Genomic DNA, 1,346 nt, shown 5'->3' with positions numbered 1-1,346 from the left:
TTAGTCATGACGCCGGTGACTAAGAATAGGTAAAAGAACATGAGATGAGGTCTTTGATTCAATGGGACCCTTATGGGATCTGGGCAAAAGAGATAGGCACCAAGCAGAGTCACGGCCTAACGAATCATCCGCGCGTGCTCATCTATAGCCACGACACGTTCGGGCTCGGCCATCTGCGCCGTTCGCGGGCGCTCGCCAATGCCATCGTGGAGGACCGGCCAGGCACCTCAGCGCTCATCATCTCGGGTTCGGCGGTCATCGGCAACTTCGAGTTCGAGAGCGGCGTCGACTACATCCGCATTCCAGGGGTCACCAAGCTGCCGGACGGAGACTACCGCTGCCTCAATCTCAACGTGAGCCTGGAGGAGGCCGTGGGTCTGCGCCAGGCGCTGATCCTCCAGGCCGCGAAGGCGTTCCGGCCCGACGTTTTCATTGTGGACAAGGAGCCGACCGGCTTTCGCGGCGAGGTGCTGCCCGCCCTCGACTACCTCCAGGCCATCGGCTGCCGCCTCGTGCTCGGCATCCGGGACGTGATGGACGAGCCCGCCCTGCTGGTGCCCGAATGGGAGCGCAAGGGCGCCAAGGAGGCCCTGATCCGCTACTACGACGAGATCTGGGTCTACGGCCTCAGGGACGTCTACCAGCCCCTCAAGGCCCTCAACCTCCCGGCTTCGGTGGAGAAGCGGATCACCTATACGGGCTATCTGCGCCGGGAGGTGCCGCCGACGCCGTCGCTCACCAAATATCCCAAGATCACCAAGCAGCCCTTCATCCTGGTGACCACCGGAGGCGGCGGCGACGGGGACGACCTGATCGACTGGGTGATCTCGGCCTATGAGGCGGATCCGGAGCTCGACCAGCCTGCGCTGATCCTGTTCGGCCCGTTCATCAACCGGGACAAGCGCCGCTCTTTCGTCGAGCGCATCGCCAAGCAGCCGAAGCTGGACGTGATGTCCTTCGACACCAAGATCGAATGGCTCATGAAGAAGGCCGATGCGGTGGTGGCCATGGGCGGCTACAACACCTTCTGCGAGGCGCTCTCCTTCGACAAGCGCACGCTGATCGTGCCGCGCACGAAGCCGCGGCTGGAGCAGTACATCCGGGCTGTCGAGGCCGAGCGGATCGGCCTCGTGCGCATGCTGAGCGACTACCGGGAGCCGCGCACCCCTGAGCGCATGGCGGCGGCACTGCGCGCCCTCTCGTCCCAGCCGCGTCCATCGGAGGTGGTGATGCCGGGCGTCTTGGACGGGCTCTCACGCGTCCGCGGGCGCTTCAAAGCGCTGCTCAATGCATCCATCTGAGCCATGATGGTGAAGCAAGCAGGTGGTCACTTGCTGTTTAACTGC

At 63.7% G+C, this 1,346-nt stretch carries 1 protein-coding gene; it reads left to right on the top strand.

Going from position 1 to position 1,346, the window contains the following annotated elements; all coding sequences use genetic code 11:
• Nucleotides 1–134: 134 nt before the first annotated feature.
• Complete coding sequence (locus tag OC446_RS30365) at nucleotides 135–1,301, top strand: glycosyltransferase family protein (RefSeq protein WP_262032586.1); 1,167 nt, start codon at nucleotides 135–137, stop codon at nucleotides 1,299–1,301.
• Nucleotides 1,302–1,346 lie beyond the last annotated feature (45 nt).

Origin of the sequence: Microvirga sp. Mcv34 (genome assembly GCF_024519725.1) — a bacterium.
Lineage (GTDB): Bacteria > Pseudomonadota > Alphaproteobacteria > Rhizobiales > Beijerinckiaceae > Microvirga.
Note: the sequence above shows the minus strand (reverse complement) of the source record. Positions and strands in the feature narration are given on the sequence as shown.